Source organism: Solibacillus sp. NPDC093137 (assembly GCF_050280445.1).
Lineage (GTDB): Bacteria > Bacillota > Bacilli > Bacillales_A > Planococcaceae > Solibacillus > Solibacillus isronensis_B.
Genome location: NZ_JBNNVH010000001.1, coordinates 440947 through 454769, shown reverse-complemented (window position 1 = coordinate 454769; position 13823 = coordinate 440947). Strand labels below are relative to the sequence as shown.

Below are 13823 nucleotides of genomic sequence, written 5' to 3'. Positions count from 1 at the left end.
TGTCAATTTTTTATGAACTTATTAATGGTTATTTTTGGTCTAGTTGCAATTTTTGGCGTAATTGGCATATTCCAATCAATCAAAGAGAAAAACCTTTTAGCTGCTGCCTTCAACGCTTTAGCTGCTGGTGTTTTCGGTTGGTTCGTCATTATGACGGTATTAAATCAAGGCTATCCACCAACTCATTAATTGCAACCAAAAAACGTATTGCTTTAGAAGCAATACGTTTTTTATATGGAGAAAAAAGCTGTTCCCGGATTTCTCCGGGACAGCTTTAATTTTTATAGTTCGTATCAATCAGCAAGTTCCCAGTTTCTGTATCATAGAAACGCAACAGGTCACCATTAATAATCTGATCCGAGTATTCTAGTTCTTGAGTTGCACGATCAATAAATGGCTGACATGCTTCCGTATCGATTGCTTCTCCCGTATCACGGTCGTAGCATACTTCACCTGCATACACATATTGATTTGTTACGAAGCGACCATCACGGAAAATAACGAAATCCTCATGTTCTTCCGAGAAAAGGTCAGCACCTAATTGCATATCTTTTGAAGTCTCAATACCTAACAGATGCAGTAATGTCGGACGAATATCCAACTGACCCGCTGCATTATCCATCACTTGTCCATCATTTGAACCAGGAATGTGGATATATAATGGGACAGCCTGTAAAAGCGCACTGTCATATGGTGTGATTTCTTCTTTATTTAAATATTTTGCCATTGCTTTATTATGATTTTCGGAAATTCCGTAGTGGTCCCCGTACATCACGATAATCGAATTTTCATATAAACCTTGTTCTTTTAAATCATCGAAGAATTCTTTCACCGATTCATCCAAATAGCGAACTGTTTGGAAATAGCGATTTAATGTACCTGAATTTGAATCATATTCAGGAATCATTATATCTTCCGGGTCCAAATAGAACGGATAGTGGTTTGTTAAAGTAATTAGACGGCTGTAAAACGGCTGTGGCATTTCTTTCATTAATGCTGCAGATTGTTCAAAGAATGGAATATCCTTTAATCCCCAGTTTACAGATGTTTCTTCTGTAACATTGTATGATTCGAGATCATAGAACTGATCTAATTTAAATGATTTGTAAATCATATCACGGTTCCAGAATGATTTGTTGTTCGCATGCATAACATTTGTAAAATATCCATTTTCCCCTAAGCGCTCTGCAAAGGAGTTATACGTATTTTCACCATGTGTAAAGAATACTGCACCTCGACCTAAGCCATATAACGAGTTTTCAAAAATAAACTCAGAATCCGAAGTTTTTCCTAATCCAGTCTGGTGGTAAAAATCACTGAAGTAATACGTATCTTTATCGTTTGTCAATGAATTCAGGAACGGTGTTACTACTTCCCCATTCATTTCCTCATTAATAACAAATGACTGCAATGATTCCAGGGAAACTGCAATTACATTGCGGCCTTCATACTTGCCGAACATTTCAACATTAGGTTCCGCCTGGTTTGCGCGAACGTAGTTGCTCACTTCAACAAGCTCACTGCCATCTGCCAACGCACGCTGTGCAGACGATTTCGACTGAACATATACATCGTAAAGATGATAGTTATATGTTCCGATATTTTTCACTAACAATTCACGGTCAAATGCACGTGTCAATAATTGCGGACGCTCTGTTTCTGCTAAACCTAAGTTTAAAAATAAAATAGCTGCCGTCATAACAAAGTATGCTTTTCGCGCATCTTTACGTATTGGCAGTAACTGCTCTTCCACTTTCGGTAAAAGTTTCACAGCAATAATAATCAGTAATACATCAACAAAATAGAACAAATCCATCCAGCTGATGATTGCTGCAGCTGATGTACCTAACTCTCCAAAATTACTCGTTTGGAATAAAACAGGCAATGTTACAAAGTCATTGTAGAAACGGTAAAAGGCAACATTTCCGTATAATACTAAGGCCAGTAAAATACTACTGCCGACAATATAGCGATTTCGTGCTTTTTGTGATTTCAAGAATAATGACAATCCATAGAAGAATAATAAGAAACTTAATGGATTGATAAACAAAATTAACAATTGCATTGCATTTTCTATCTTCATATCAAAGCTAGTTTCATAAACAATTACAGTTTTAATCCAGGTTGCTATTACGGCAATCGCTAATATCGAATGTTTAGGCCATTTAAAATCTTTCATATCCTATACATCCTCTCTTTACATATTCGATTTTTTTTAAATACATTGTTTTATTTGTGTAAAATCCATTCAAACAAAATCTATGTTAAAGCTTTTCAAACAAATCCGCAACAATATTTCATTTAAACAGTTTACATTCATAAAATAGCACTATTATTTAGTACGTATTAAACTTGAAAAGGTTTCGTTAAATATGAAAACAGCGGTTTATTCCCGCTGTTTCACTTAGGGTATGTTCGTCAAAAAGTTTAAAACCCTGAGTAAACAAGCATACCTCTATACGATTCATACTATTATACGCTAAATTCCAGTTATTTTCCTGCTTTAAGTCTTTGCTCTTCCTGACGCAGGATTAACAAAGCCATCTGAAAATCTTTCGTATCAATAAATTTCGATTTATATAATTCCTTAATTTCATCTTCCATTAAGTATAAATCCCCAATACGGTCCTTTGTATAAATGTAAATGCCGTATTGTTTTAAGATGCCCAGCACATCCAACATTGACTTCATTCTCGTTCCTCCACCAATTATTCGCAGATAATGCGATTTTTGTCTGTAAGTAGTATATGTACCGGAAGATCATGTGATTCTCTCGGTATTTCGTTTAACAACTGCTCCTCAAATGCTAAGGATATCCGCATTCCATTAAAGCCAACTAAATAGCGGTCATAATAGCCCCCGCCAAATCCGATGCGGTAACCGTGATGATCGAAGACAACCCCCGGCACGACCATGACATCAATTCGTTCTTTTTCGACCAGTTCCGTTCTTTCTCGTATCGGTTCTAATATATTTTGATAAGCTCGTTCGGTTTCATCAAAACTGTTAATTTTGTAAAACTCCATCGAGCGATCTTTCGGATTACATTTCGGAACTGCAACATATTTATTTAATTTCCATAATTCTTCAATAATAAACGTCGTATCCACTTCCGGCTGATTTGATAAAGTAATTGCTATAATATTTGCTTTTTGAATAGATGGTTCCTGTAATAATTGCTGAGCGATTTCCAATGAACGTTCACGATATTCCTGATCGGTCATATTGGACAACTTTTCCTGCACTTTAATACGATAGTCTCTTTTCTCCAAACAAATCCCTACTTTCAATAAAGCTGTTTTAAGTTAAACATTACTATCATAAATCAAATTCGTTGAATCATCATAGTAAAATTTAATAGGATACCAAGTAAAAAGCCAAAACCAACGAGTGGTTTTGGCTAAATGAGCGATTATTACTTTGTTTCACGGTGAAGAGTGTACTTCTTCTCGCGAGAGCAATATTTTTTAAGTTCAAGACGCTCTGGATTGTTACGCTTGTTCTTTTTTGAAATGTAGTTACGTTCGCCGCAGTCTGTGCAAGCTAAAGTAATGTTTACGCGCATCATTAACCCTCCTACTCTAAATTAAGAATAAATTTATTTGAGCATGATTTATACGACTTACCTATTATAACACACTGTTTTAAAAAATCTAGTATGATTTCTTAATAAGTTTTACTATGTTAAAATAAAGGGAATCCTGCAGTAAGAAAACGATTACTCACTTCAATTGCAAGTTTACGGTCAATACAATGACATAGATAACAAGAAATGGAGGACTTCATATGGGACTTTCTTCAATATTAATGATTGCTGGAATTGCTGTCATTATTATATCCCTATTGTTTAAAGATAAATCAGCAAAAGTTGAAAGAGATGTCGAAGATTTATCGATCAATATTTATCAGGAAACAAATGCTTTAAAACGACGCGTAAAAGCATTGGAAGAGGAACTGCTTGTAGAACCAAATTTTCAAGTACGCAAACCTTCTTCTGTCCAACAACAGCAAAATTCAGAACAGCAAGCTGCCTTTTCATCTTTCCAGCAAGTAGCAGCCCAAGTAAAAGCGGCCCAAAGCTATGGTACGGCTTCTAAGGCAGCTCCGCAAAAGAGCGCGAAACCGACGATTAACGGTATTTTAGTTAGTCAGGTGCTCGCTCTCAATAGCCAAGGCCTATCGATTGAGGAAATCAGTAAGCGTTCAACATTATCACATGCTCAAATCCAATCGATTTTAGCAAATGGAGGTCAACAATGAAATCATCGTTGCGAGCATTTGGTATCGGTCTTTTTGTGGCAGGTGCAAGCATGGCATTGTTCGACAAGTTGCCTTCTGATTCCAGTCAGAAAGAAAATGCTGCTTACGAAAAGCAATTAGACGACTATGAAAAACAGATCGCAAAATTGACAAAACAGTTAAATGAGCAAAACCCGGATTCCGCCAAGTCTAAAAAAGCGGACGTGCAAACAACTAGTACAACCGAAGAGAAAACAGCCTCTACAAAGGAAGAAAACAATTCAGACGTTGTGCAAGAGACCATTTATATTTATGAAAATGTCTCTATTTATACAATCGGTCAACAAGCGGAAGACCTAGGTATTGTCACTAACGGCCGAGAGCTTGAGCTTTATTTGGCCAAACCGGAATTTGCGCGTTCTATTCAAAAAGGCGCATTTGATCTCCGCTCCGATATGACAATCGAAGAAATTGCCCAAGTGCTAACAGGGCAACCAACCGAATAATTGTAAATTTAAATTATAGATAGCAAGCAAGCCTTCTTCCATACTAAACTACCAATTATCCAAAAGTTTTCAAGATTGAAGGGATTAAATGGACTATATAAAAAGAGGAACAAAAGCTTTTAAAATGACGAATATCGCGTTATTTGCTGCAGGTTTTATTACCTTTGCCAACCTTTATATTACGCAGCCGCTAATGCCCCAGTTTTCAAATGATTACAATGTCTCTCCTGCGGTAGCCAGTTTATCGTTATCTGCTGCTACCTCTGTTTTGGCATTTAGCCTATTACTGTTCGGTTCATTGTCGGAAGCTTGGGGGCGAAAAAAATTGATGACCGCTTCCATATTTGCGGCATCCGTTTTAACACTCGCACTGGCATTTGCTCCTAATTTTGAATCGATTCTCGCACTGCGAATCATTCAAGGTTTTGTGTTTGCCGGGGTTCCTGCCATTGCAATGGCTTATTTAGGAGAAGAAATGGAACCATCAAGCTTAGGTGTGGCAATGGGTCTTTACATAAGCGGAAATGCGATTGGCGGATTATCGGGCCGTATTATAATCGGCACGATGAGTGATTTATTCAGCTGGCAAATCGGAATGATCGTACTCGGGGTTTTAAGCATTATTATCAGTTGTTACTTCGTCTGGGCATTACCGGATTCCACACATTTCACACCACGTCCATTACAATTTCGATTACTGACTAAGACACTGTTTCAGCATATAAAAGATAGACGACTTGTTTTATTGTTCGGGATTGGGTTTACTTTAATGGGCAGCTTTGTGACAATGTATAATTATATCGGCTTCAAGCTGGTCGAATCTCCCTATAGTTTAAGCATGACATTCGTAAGTTGGCTATTTGTTGTTTATTTAGTAGGGACTTGGAGCTCCACATGGTTCGGAAGCTTGTCTGATCAATATGGCCGGCAAAATGTTCTATACAGCGGCATTATCATTATGATCTTAGGTGCAGTTCTTACCTTCCCTGTAAGTTTGCCTTTAAAAATCAGCGGACTCATTATTTTTACTTTTGGCTTTTTCGGCGCGCATTCCATTGCAAGCGGCTGGGTCAGTCATTTAGCCAAAGTCGATAAAGCCCAGGCTTCCTCATTGTATTTGTTCGCCTATTATATGGGGTCAAGTATTGGAGGAACGCTCGGCGGTATCTTTTGGATGCACTATGGTTGGACTGGCGTTGTCCTTTTCATCGGATCAGCACTCGTATTAACATCTATTTTTGCAGGCTTTATTCAATACTTTCAATCTAAATACGAAAAAATGCAGAGCGCCTAGAAAGAGGCCCTGCATTTTTTTATTCCCGTACCCAAGTCAAACCTAATGTTCCTTCTCCTGCGTGGACACCTACACAGGCAGAAAGTGGCATAGTGGTAAATTGAATGGATGGAAATTCCTTTAGTAATTCCTTTTTCCACTCGATAGCCCCTGCTTCATTATTACAGTGAATAATCGCGGCTTCTTTTACAGGTGACTTTAAAATAGCTCGCTTAAGTTTTTCTATGACGGCTTTTCTGGCACGATTATCAGCCCGCACTTTTTTTGCCACTTCAACGCCGCCTTCTTTATTGTATTCAATGACTAGTTTAATATTGAGCAAGTTGCTGAGAAACATTGCCATCCCTGAAACACGTCCGCTTTTATGCAATTGCTCCAAGCTTGCAGGAATAAAAGCAAGTTCCGCCTTGCCACGCATTGCTTCTATTTTCTCCACGATCGCTTCCGGGGCATGTCCTTGTTTTTCAAGCTCAATTCCGAGTGCCAACATGACTTGCATTGGATAGGAACCGATTTTCGCATCAATAACATAGCTTTTGAAACCCGCCTGTTCTGCAGCCATTGGAGCACTTAGTACAGTACCCGATAGTTGCTCTGAAGTATGAATCGCAATGGCACAGTCATAGCCCTGATCTTTTAATTTTTCATATAAAGCTACATGCTCTCCGAATGCAGGCTGAGATGTTTTTGGATGCATTGTTGAATTTCTTAATTTATCGTAAAATTCATCGTGCGTCATGTCCACTGTTTCACGAAGTGCGCCTTCTTCAAAAACGATGTTCAATGCAAGCACATGAATTGAGTGTTCTTTAATAAAACTTTCTGGTAATAATGCTGCAGTATCTGTAACCCATGCAATCTTTTTATTCATTATAAAACTCCTTGATGTTAAAATTTTATGTCTCCCAAGAATGTAAGCGCAATCATAGTATCGGCACAGTGACACATGTCATATTTGAACGGATAAGTTCCAGGGCCGACATCATTTCGACAACATTCGAGTTTTATTTTCATTTTCAAGTGATACCGATTATTTTACATATGGGCTTTATTTCCGTACGATAAAAGTACAAACAATTATATTAGTAGTTTCGAGGAGGAACGAAAGCATGAATATTTATGATATTCCTGTTAAGACAGAAAAAGGCGAGCAATATGAATTAGACCGCTATAAAGGCCAGGTAATGATGATTGTCAATACAGCAAGCAAGTGCGGATTTACAAATCAGTTTTCAGAGCTTGAAGAATTATATGATAAATACAAAGAGGAAGGATTTGTCGTACTCGGTTTCCCTTCTGACCAATTTAAACAGGAGTTGTCTTCCAGTGAGGAAGCTGCCGAGTTCTGCCGCCTGGATTACGGTGTCACGTTCCCGATGCACGAAATGGTGAAAGTGAACGGTTCAGAAGCACATCCTTTATTTAAACATTTATCATCTGAAGCTAAAGGTCTTTTAGGACAGTCAGTTAAGTGGAATTTCACGAAGTTTTTAGTCGACCGTGACGGTAATGTCATTAAACGTTACGCCCCACAGGATTCACCGACAAAAGCAGAAAACGATATTGCGAAATTGCTTTAAAGTATATTTTTATAATAGAAGTGAGCAGCCGAAGATTAAATTCGGCTGCTCTTTTTAATATAAAAATACTTCTTCATCTGTTACTTCCAGATATAATGGCATAACTACAAAAAACATAGTCAGTACATAAAATGTCAGACATAGAATCGTTAATAAAATCGGTAACCCAAAAGAAGAAGAGAAAATAATTGTTGGCGATGTAAGCATCGAGATTCCGCCGATTATTTGACGGTACTTTTTAGAATAAAACAATTTTTCATTGCACGTTGGACAACGCAATTCCATTCTTAATTTACATACAATTTTTATTTGCTCTTTTTTTGAATACGAATGGCGGCAATGTGGACAGCTTACCTCTCCCGTTGTATTGCGGGCAAAATAAAATAAAACTACGATTTGCAAAAGAATGACAAGTACGAAAATACAAAGATTCAGCCACTGAATGTCTACTTCAGACTTTTGGATTGCGCTCCCAATTGCATAGACGACAAATGGCGAGAGTGTGATAAGCAAATAGCGCAATCTATAAACTGTTTTACGAAGTTTATGCATTTCTATTTTTTTCCATCTTTTCATCGTAAAGAAAACTATTGTGGCGAAAACCCCATTGATAATCAGCAATAAACTGATGATGGCCACATACTTGCCTCTTCTTATAGCTTCGGCTAATTGCTCTCGTTCATTTTTTTCAACTAACGGACTGGATGCCTGATTAGGAGACAACACGATCCCATCATTAGTGAACAAGTATAGGAAAAATACTGCTGTAAAAACAAATATCGGGGCAATTATAATGGTCCAATTCGTTTGTCGTTTCGGGCGTTTCGACTGATCAATTGTTTGCTTTAACTTTGACTTCTGTTGCTCCGTTAATTGTAGTTTGCTTAACTCTTGCTGCCACTTTTCCTTAATCATTCTCCATCACCTCCATGCTTAATTTCGGCTTCAACTTCGCTCTCGCACGCTGCAAACGTGATTTAACAGTCGATACCGCCAATTCCAATAACTCAGCGATTTCAAACACGGTCATTTCCTCATAATAATAGAGTAATAATACTTCCCGATCTTTTACCGGTAATGTAAGGACCGCGGCGGTTACTTCACCATGTAACTCTTTCTCGACATAAATCTGTTCCACTCCTTTTTCATGCTGCTGAAAAAACTGGGTAATGACGAATTTCTTGTTTTTCCAGCTTCGTAAATAATCATAGCAGCGGTTAATTGTCATCTTCACTAAATAGGTTTTAATCGATGCTCTCTGTTCAAATTGTCCTGATTTATGGTAATAGTTTATAAATACGTCTTGGACGACTTCTTCAGCTGTTAAACGATCCTTCGTATAGATAAAGGCAATGCGGTACAAATAATCACTGTATGTATCAATTAATTTCTCGATTTCCACTAGCCGCCCTCCTTTCACCCTTTTAGACGGAAACAAATTTAATTTGGACGCATTTCTCGAAAAGATTATTAAAAAAATCGCCTAACCAATGTATGATTAGGCGACTCTATTATGGCTGAAAACTTAGTAACGCTTCTTGAGCAGCTTCAACATTATCTTCATTGAATGGTGTTTTCTCCATTGCGGCAATTTGTTCGACGGCATCTACCAATACGAGCTTCGAATAAAACGGCAGCTTCGGTACTATCTCAACGAGACACCAGTAAATCCACATGTCATCGTCCCCGCGTAGCACTTCATCAACAAGTGGCGTCAGCTCATTTGGATAGTGAAGCAGCAGCTCAACCATTGGCTCCGCTACAGGCCAGTTCATATCTTGCACCCATTCAAGCAACTTCGGCAGTAAAGGAATGACCGCTTCGGCTTCCGCAGTTTTCAGTTTTTCCACTGCTGCTATGTCATGTTTATCTTTCGGTATCATGCCAATACCTCCACCTTCTTTAAAAACTCGCTGATCATGGATGTACCCAGTTCTGTACCGATGGATTCAGGATGAAACTGCAACCCATATACCGGATAGTGAGCATGTTGAATAGCCATAATTTCCCCATCATCTGCACTTGTAGCAACAACTTGGAAATCTTCATGCAATGTTTGCCTTTCAATAATAAGCGAATGGTAGCGCATCACTTCGACTTCTCCTTCGAACCGTGAAAACAAACCTGTTTTTTCATATTGAAGCATGCTCGTTTTCCCATGCATAATATTTTTTGCCCGGCTCACCGTTGCACCGAACGCTTCACCAATCGACTGATGGCCAAGGCAGATTCCCAAAATCGGAATCTCTTTATAAAGCTGTCGGATCATTTCAATGACAATACCTGCATCTTTCGGTTCCCCGGGTCCCGGAGAAATAACAATCGCTTTCGGCTGCAGTGTGCGGATTTCCTCAACCGTCATGGCATCATTTCGAACAATTTTTACGTCTTCCCCAAACTGTGCGATTTGGTGATACAGATTATACGTAAAGGAATCATAATTATCGATAAGTAAAATCATTTGCGCACCTCCAGCAACGCTTTTGCTTTATTTAATGTTTCTTCATATTCCATTTCAGGGACCGAATCATAAACAATCCCTGCACCTGCCTGAACATACGCTTTTTCATCTTTAATTACCATTGTACGGATCGCAAGGGCTAAATCCATATCCCCTGATGCCGATAAATAACCAATTGCACCCGCATAAATTCCGCGCTTTCTCTGTTCCAGCTCATTAATAATCTGCATTGCACGAATTTTCGGTGCACCCGATACCGTACCGGCTGGCAGGCTTGATGCAATAACATCGACTAAGTGGGCATCGTCTCGTAATGTCCCTGTTACCTCAGAAACGATATGCATCACATATTTATACTTTTCGATTTCCATATATTTTGTAACAGCTACTGTTCCAATCTGCGCAACACGGCCAACATCATTACGTCCTAAATCAACAAGCATTTTATGCTCGGCAATTTCCTTTTCGTCTTGCAGCAATGCATTCGCGATTGCTTCATCTTCCTGTATATTCTGTCCTCGCGGCTTCGTTCCGGCGATCGGATTTGTAGTTACAAGTCCTTTTTGAACTTTCACTAGACTTTCAGGTGATGTGCCAAGTACCGTATAGTCCCCAAATTCCATAAAGAACATATATGGCGACGCATTTGACGTCCGTAATTTTCGGTAAAGCGTCAATGGGTTTTCTTTGTAATCTGCTTCAAACGTTTGAGATAAAACGACTTGGAAAATATCACCACACCTTATGTGCTGTTTTGCTGTTTCAACCATTTCAATAAAGCGTTCTTTTTTAATAGTCGGTGTGAACTGTACATCGATTTCTGGTGTTTGTTTATATGATAAAGATGACATCATCATTTGTTCGATATCATCCACTTTTTGCTGCATCAACGCCATCGTATGACCCGCCTGAAACAGATCCATTGCCACAATGGATACTTGCTGTAACAGATGATCGATGACGATAAACGTTTCGTAAAAATAAACATGAACATCCGGCATATTGTATACATCGCCTACAATTTCCCCGATTTGTTCAAAATGATAGGCTGTTTCATATCCAAAATAACCGATTGCCCCGCCAAAAAAGGCGAACGGAGCGTCTTCCTTTTGAATTGGCAATAGCTCTTTCAACAAAGTTAATACCGGTTTCTGTTCTGTCTTCAGCTCCTGATTATGGATAGAATAAGAACCGGATTCCGCATTTCCTTTCAGTTCACCAACCGGATTAAAGGCGATGAAGGAATAGCGTCCATTTTGCTTAAATTTTGCATTGGATTCGAATAATACTTTTTTCTTTCCAATAATGGATTCAAAAATCGAAATAGGCGTATAAGTATCGCCATTTACCTGTTTCATTACATATTTGTCTGTCTTTACTGCCATGCTCATCTCTCCTCAGCTTTTCTTTTCGGGAACACAAAAAGGCCCTTTCGCTTTTAAAGGACGAAAGAGCCGTGGTGCCACCTTTATTGACTAAATTAAATACATTTAGTCCACTCAAAACTCGTAACGTGAGTGCTACGGCACAGCATTTCCTCTGTGCAGCTAGAAAGTCCATTCATAAAGTACGCTTACTGACTTCCACCAACCGTCAGCTCTCTAAAAAAACGCCGCTTTACTACTATTTTTTCATCATCGCTTTTACTATACTTGCTATTGTATCGTTTCAGCCCGAATTTTACAAACTATTTTAAATTAACTGTAAATGTATAGTTGCCCGTGTGATTTAGCATAATACAGACTTGCATCGGCAAAGGCTACTAATTGTTCATATGAAACTTCTTCTTTTTTTAATTGGTCTGAATGGATAAACCCAAAATGAATCGGGATTTCTACGACTCCTGATGTCGAATGAACAGCAGTTGTTCGAAGTTTCTCCTCCAACTTCATTAACAACTTGAAAAAGTCGCTTTCGGAAATATTCTTTATAATCGCTTCTCCTTCATTTTTCGATAATACATTAACCTTTGCCTCATACTCGAAAATATTCGAATAAATCGACTCAAATAAAGTAAATAATAACTGCTCAGTAAATAAGGTGCCGAACAGCTCTTCAATTTTATCTGTGATAAAGCACCAATGAATACAGTAAATTGCCTCATTGTTCATAAGCGCATGTTCCACAAACTCGATGGTGCTCTCTTTCGAAACGACATGCGGGAATTTTACTGTAAGCGCAGTCGTTTCCTCTTCGAAAAAAAAGTCAGCATGTATGTGACGTACTTTACGTACACTGATGGGCTCATTTTTATACTTTTCAATCAGATGCTGCAATTCCTTTTTAAAACGAAACTGCTCGATTAGTCCAAAACGTAGAAGGTATCTTTCAACTACGGACAATAATACATAATTCTGTTGTTTCTCCAATTGAAAAAACGTCTGCTCAAACATTTCCAAGCTTTCATTCCCATAGCCAGCCCTATAGTTTAAAATCGCTTCCGCAAACAGTATATTCCCCGCATAGTAAGGGGGTTTGCCTTCCAGATGCTGCAAAATGTCATGCTTTATCTGATTAAACATGATGTCATTACTCGTTGAAGCATAATAATAGAGCGCTCCTAAATAACCTCTAACAATTGTTGCGTTGACAGCAGGATTTTTCCGTTTGTAATACTCCGCCAACTTTATAGCGATATGTGCATTTTGCTGTTCTTCTTTATAACGGTACTGTGCTGCCAGATTGCAATAATTAATGATAATAAGTTCATCGTTTTGCAAAAGATGCGCATATTTAAGCGATTTTTTTGCTGCTTCTATTGATTCATCATGATGTTTCGTAAAGATATGTTCAAGACTGTACAAATAGTAATAAACCATCTTATTTTCGTCTTTTCCATATGTTAAACAAAGCTTTTCATAATCATCCATGACCGCATGAAAGTTCTGATAGCTGCCTATTTCAAAATAAGTTGATGCCAAATATTCATAGCATAGTAGTGCTTCTGCATACCTTTTTTCTTCAAGTGTGATCGGCAATGTAATGGTGCTGAATTGAATCAGTTCCATATATCGCAACTCATTGAAGAGATTTCGTAAATGTTCAATCTGGTTTGAAATTTTCATGTCACTCGTCCACCCCAGTCATTGATTAATCCAAATACGGCTTCGTAAATCTCACTTGCCTCGGCAATTCCTTGTTCATATAGGTTAAGAAGAGACGTTTCAAATTCCATTACAAGCTCCTGCAATTCTTTTAATACAGTACTTTGCAATAAAGCGAGCTGTTGCGGGTAATTTTCAACTTCAATATATTTTGAATCATAATAAGGTCTTAAACTTTTACTGCTGAAGCCTTTCAACGCTTGGAAATTTGCCGCTACTTCCTCGTTTTCTGCTAATTTTTGCACGATAAACTGTTCCTGCTTTAAATAAATATAAATTGCACAAATGAACGCCAGCTTTTCGTTTTCTAATAAAGCAAGCTGAATATAGCGTCTTATTTGAAAGGTTTTAATTTTATCCAAAAAAAATTTTCGAATTGGATAAATCATCGTATTTTCCGGATTGGAAATACGATCGATTTCTTCAGTAGATAATAAATACCAAATATCAAATATGATGACTGAACGTTGGTAAGACTCCTCACTGAATGGAAGTATTAATGTGAATAGATTAAGTTCATCGATCAACTGCTGAAATCGGTACATTGTCTCATCAGAAATTAAAAACATACAATCTGCTTTATCTATTTTAGCCTGCATGCTACATACCTCACCTCAAGTAATTGTCAGTTTCATCCAT

Annotated in this window: 17 protein-coding genes and 1 other annotated feature; of the genes, 5 read left to right on the top strand and 12 right to left on the bottom strand. The window is 38.1% G+C overall.

Annotated features, from left to right (window positions below; translation table 11 throughout):
• Positions 1 to 12 precede the first annotated feature (12 nt).
• Positions 13 to 189 carry a DUF2759 domain-containing protein gene (locus tag ACQKN3_RS02225; protein WP_008404364.1) on the top strand — a complete coding sequence of 59 codons (177 nt, stop codon included), beginning with the start codon at positions 13 to 15 and terminating at the stop codon, positions 187 to 189.
• A gap of 85 nt (positions 190 to 274) precedes the next feature.
• On the opposite strand, the gene ACQKN3_RS02220 is transcribed toward ACQKN3_RS02225, so the two are convergent.
• The 4 genes from ACQKN3_RS02220 to rpmG form a co-directional block, all read right to left on the bottom strand.
• Entirely contained in the window at positions 275 to 2179 is a 1905-nt protein-coding gene (locus ACQKN3_RS02220) for an LTA synthase family protein (RefSeq protein WP_251686927.1), read from the bottom strand.
• Between the two features lie 311 nt (positions 2180 to 2490).
• Positions 2491 to 2691 (bottom strand): YqgQ family protein, encoded by a 201-nt coding sequence (locus ACQKN3_RS02215; RefSeq protein ID WP_251686925.1) that lies wholly within the window; start codon positions 2689 to 2691, stop codon positions 2491 to 2493.
• Between the two features lie 17 nt (positions 2692 to 2708).
• On the bottom strand, positions 2709 to 3272 hold the full coding sequence (locus ACQKN3_RS02210) for a 5-formyltetrahydrofolate cyclo-ligase (protein WP_251686923.1): 564 nt from the start codon (positions 3270 to 3272) through the stop codon (positions 2709 to 2711).
• Positions 3273 to 3415: 143 nt separating this feature from the next.
• The gene (rpmG, locus tag ACQKN3_RS02205) at positions 3416 to 3565 is read right to left on the bottom strand and encodes a 50S ribosomal protein L33 (protein WP_008408521.1); all 150 of its coding nucleotides are present in this window, start codon (positions 3563 to 3565) and stop codon (positions 3416 to 3418) included.
• A gap of 221 nt (positions 3566 to 3786) precedes the next feature.
• On the opposite strand from rpmG, the gene ACQKN3_RS02200 reads away from it, so the two are divergent.
• From ACQKN3_RS02200 to ACQKN3_RS02190, 3 genes are all read left to right on the top strand, one after another.
• Complete coding sequence (locus ACQKN3_RS02200; RefSeq protein WP_251686921.1) at positions 3787 to 4260, top strand: hypothetical protein; 474 nt, start codon at positions 3787 to 3789, stop codon at positions 4258 to 4260.
• Positions 4257 to 4745 (top strand): hypothetical protein, encoded by a 489-nt coding sequence (locus tag ACQKN3_RS02195; RefSeq protein WP_251686919.1) that lies wholly within the window; start codon positions 4257 to 4259, stop codon positions 4743 to 4745. The genes ACQKN3_RS02200 and ACQKN3_RS02195 overlap by 4 nt, the downstream gene beginning before the upstream one ends.
• An 88-nt stretch (positions 4746 to 4833) precedes the next feature.
• Complete coding sequence (locus tag ACQKN3_RS02190; protein WP_427709048.1) at positions 4834 to 6039, top strand: MFS transporter; 1206 nt, start codon at positions 4834 to 4836, stop codon at positions 6037 to 6039.
• Between the two features lie 19 nt (positions 6040 to 6058).
• On the opposite strand, the gene ACQKN3_RS02185 is transcribed toward ACQKN3_RS02190, so the two are convergent.
• A complete protein-coding gene (locus ACQKN3_RS02185) occupies positions 6059 to 6910 on the bottom strand; it encodes a DegV family protein (RefSeq protein WP_251686915.1) in 852 nt (283 codons plus the stop codon).
• A 238-nt stretch (positions 6911 to 7148) separates the two neighbouring features.
• Between ACQKN3_RS02185 and ACQKN3_RS02180 the strand changes: the two genes are divergently transcribed.
• Positions 7149 to 7619 carry a glutathione peroxidase gene (locus ACQKN3_RS02180; protein ID WP_427709046.1) on the top strand — a complete coding sequence of 157 codons (471 nt, stop codon included), beginning with the start codon at positions 7149 to 7151 and terminating at the stop codon, positions 7617 to 7619.
• Positions 7620 to 7673: 54 nt separating this feature from the next.
• Here the strand turns inward: ACQKN3_RS02180 and ACQKN3_RS02175 are convergent, their stop codons facing one another.
• The 7 genes from ACQKN3_RS02175 to ACQKN3_RS02145 form a co-directional block, all read right to left on the bottom strand.
• The gene (locus tag ACQKN3_RS02175; protein WP_427709044.1) at positions 7674 to 8534 is read right to left on the bottom strand and encodes a TIGR04104 family putative zinc finger protein; all 861 of its coding nucleotides are present in this window, start codon (positions 8532 to 8534) and stop codon (positions 7674 to 7676) included.
• Positions 8527 to 9021, bottom strand: a complete 495-nt coding sequence (locus tag ACQKN3_RS02170; RefSeq protein ID WP_427709042.1) for an RNA polymerase sigma factor — start codon at positions 9019 to 9021, stop codon at positions 8527 to 8529. The genes ACQKN3_RS02175 and ACQKN3_RS02170 overlap by 8 nt, the downstream gene beginning before the upstream one ends.
• Positions 9022 to 9130: 109 nt before the next feature.
• Positions 9131 to 9502: a DUF5071 domain-containing protein gene (locus ACQKN3_RS02165; RefSeq protein WP_427709040.1), complete on the bottom strand. Its 372-nt coding sequence runs from the start codon at positions 9500 to 9502 to the stop codon at positions 9131 to 9133.
• Positions 9499 to 10080: an anthranilate synthase component II gene (locus tag ACQKN3_RS02160; protein WP_427709038.1), complete on the bottom strand. Its 582-nt coding sequence runs from the start codon at positions 10078 to 10080 to the stop codon at positions 9499 to 9501. The genes ACQKN3_RS02165 and ACQKN3_RS02160 overlap by 4 nt, the downstream gene beginning before the upstream one ends.
• On the bottom strand, positions 10077 to 11465 hold the full coding sequence (gene trpE / locus ACQKN3_RS02155) for an anthranilate synthase component I (RefSeq protein WP_427709036.1): 1389 nt from the start codon (positions 11463 to 11465) through the stop codon (positions 10077 to 10079). Before trpE ends, ACQKN3_RS02160 begins: the two co-directional genes overlap by 4 nt.
• Positions 11466 to 11518: 53 nt before the next feature.
• Positions 11519 to 11727 (bottom strand) — a binding site (T-box leader).
• Between the two features lie 50 nt (positions 11728 to 11777).
• Entirely contained in the window at positions 11778 to 13145 is a 1368-nt protein-coding gene (locus ACQKN3_RS02150; RefSeq protein WP_427709034.1) for a hypothetical protein, read from the bottom strand.
• Positions 13142 to 13783, bottom strand: a complete 642-nt coding sequence (locus tag ACQKN3_RS02145; protein ID WP_427709032.1) for an ATPase — start codon at positions 13781 to 13783, stop codon at positions 13142 to 13144. The genes ACQKN3_RS02150 and ACQKN3_RS02145 overlap by 4 nt, the downstream gene beginning before the upstream one ends.
• Positions 13784 to 13823: the final 40 nt, after the last annotated feature.

Bases quoted from the DNA above. Each gene is read 5' to 3' on its own strand.
- ACQKN3_RS02145 (WP_427709032.1), bottom strand. From the start codon at position 13,783: ATGCAGGCTAAAATAGATAAAGCAGATTGTATGTTTTTAATTTCTGAT.
- ACQKN3_RS02185 (WP_251686915.1), bottom strand. From the start codon at position 6,910: ATGAATAAAAAGATTGCATGGGTTACAGATACTGCAGCATTATTACCA.
- ACQKN3_RS02215 (WP_251686925.1), bottom strand. From the start codon at position 2,691: ATGAAGTCAATGTTGGATGTGCTGGGCATCTTAAAACAATACGGCATT.
- ACQKN3_RS02225 (WP_008404364.1), top strand. From the start codon at position 13: ATGAACTTATTAATGGTTATTTTTGGTCTAGTTGCAATTTTTGGCGTA.
- ACQKN3_RS02220 (WP_251686927.1), bottom strand. From the start codon at position 2,179: ATGAAAGATTTTAAATGGCCTAAACATTCGATATTAGCGATTGCCGTA.
- ACQKN3_RS02175 (WP_427709044.1), bottom strand. From the start codon at position 8,534: ATGATTAAGGAAAAGTGGCAGCAAGAGTTAAGCAAACTACAATTAACG.
- ACQKN3_RS02165 (WP_427709040.1), bottom strand. From the start codon at position 9,502: ATGATACCGAAAGATAAACATGACATAGCAGCAGTGGAAAAACTGAAA.
- ACQKN3_RS02150 (WP_427709034.1), bottom strand. From the start codon at position 13,145: ATGAAAATTTCAAACCAGATTGAACATTTACGAAATCTCTTCAATGAG.
- ACQKN3_RS02195 (WP_251686919.1), top strand. From the start codon at position 4,257: ATGAAATCATCGTTGCGAGCATTTGGTATCGGTCTTTTTGTGGCAGGT.
- ACQKN3_RS02200 (WP_251686921.1), top strand. From the start codon at position 3,787: ATGGGACTTTCTTCAATATTAATGATTGCTGGAATTGCTGTCATTATT.
- trpE (WP_427709036.1), bottom strand. From the start codon at position 11,465: ATGGCAGTAAAGACAGACAAATATGTAATGAAACAGGTAAATGGCGAT.
- ACQKN3_RS02190 (WP_427709048.1), top strand. From the start codon at position 4,834: ATGGACTATATAAAAAGAGGAACAAAAGCTTTTAAAATGACGAATATC.
- ACQKN3_RS02180 (WP_427709046.1), top strand. From the start codon at position 7,149: ATGAATATTTATGATATTCCTGTTAAGACAGAAAAAGGCGAGCAATAT.
- ACQKN3_RS02160 (WP_427709038.1), bottom strand. From the start codon at position 10,080: ATGATTTTACTTATCGATAATTATGATTCCTTTACGTATAATCTGTAT.
- rpmG (WP_008408521.1), bottom strand. From the start codon at position 3,565: ATGCGCGTAAACATTACTTTAGCTTGCACAGACTGCGGCGAACGTAAC.